Below are 629 nucleotides of genomic sequence, written 5' to 3'. Positions count from 1 at the left end.
TCGAGGACTTAACCATATAATATGAAGCAATGTTATCTAGTTTTGAAAGAATATAAAAAACTTGTTGACTTTAAAAGTCGAATGAGTTATAATAATTCTTGTCTTAAATGAATACAGTCTGGTAATGATGGCAGAGAGGCCACACCCGTTCCCATACCGAACACGGAAGTTAAGCTCTCTAGCGCCGATGGTAGTTGGGACCTTGTCCCTGTGAGAGTAGGACGTTGCCAGGCAAATGGAGGATTAGCTCAGCTGGGAGAGCACCTGCCTTACAAGCAGGGGGTCGGCGGTTCGATCCCGTCATCCTCCACCATTCTAGCCGACTTAGCTCAATTGGTAGAGCAACTGACTTGTAATCAGTAGGTTGGGGGTTCAAGTCCTCTAGTCGGCACCAGCAACTATGGCGGTTGTGGCGAAGTGGTTAACGCACCGGATTGTGGCTCCGGCATTCGTGGGTTCGATTCCCATCAGTCGCCCCATTTTTTCTTTAAAAATTATAATATGCGGGTGTGGCGGAATTGGCAGACGCACCAGACTTAGGATCTGGCGCCTTTGGCGTGGGGGTTCGACTCCCTTCACCCGCACTTTTAATAAAATAACTCATAACATGTCTTGCGGAAGTAGTTCAG

General features: G+C 47.4%; 4 tRNA genes and 1 rRNA gene. All 5 read left to right on the top strand.

Annotated features, from left to right (window positions below):
- Positions 1-117: 117 nt before the first annotated feature.
- The 5 genes from rrf (at position 118) to VK90_RS27335 (ending at position 584) form a co-directional block, all read left to right on the top strand.
- Positions 118-233 (top strand): 5S ribosomal RNA (gene rrf, locus VK90_RS27355).
- A 4-nt stretch (positions 234-237) separates the two neighbouring features.
- A tRNA-Val gene (locus VK90_RS27350) sits at positions 238-313 on the top strand.
- A 5-nt stretch (positions 314-318) separates the two neighbouring features.
- Positions 319-394: transfer RNA gene (locus tag VK90_RS27345), tRNA-Thr, on the top strand.
- 9 nt (positions 395-403) lie between these two features.
- Positions 404-479 (top strand) — tRNA-His (locus VK90_RS27340).
- Between the two features lie 24 nt (positions 480-503).
- Positions 504-584: transfer RNA gene (locus VK90_RS27335), tRNA-Leu, on the top strand.
- The last annotated feature ends 45 nt before the right edge of the window (positions 585-629 follow it).

It is taken from the genome of Bacillus sp. LK2 (assembly GCF_001043575.1).
In the GTDB taxonomy this organism is placed as follows: Bacteria; Bacillota; Bacilli; order Bacillales; family Bacillaceae_G; genus Bacillus_A; species Bacillus_A paramycoides.
This window is presented reverse-complemented; position numbering and strand designations above follow the sequence as displayed.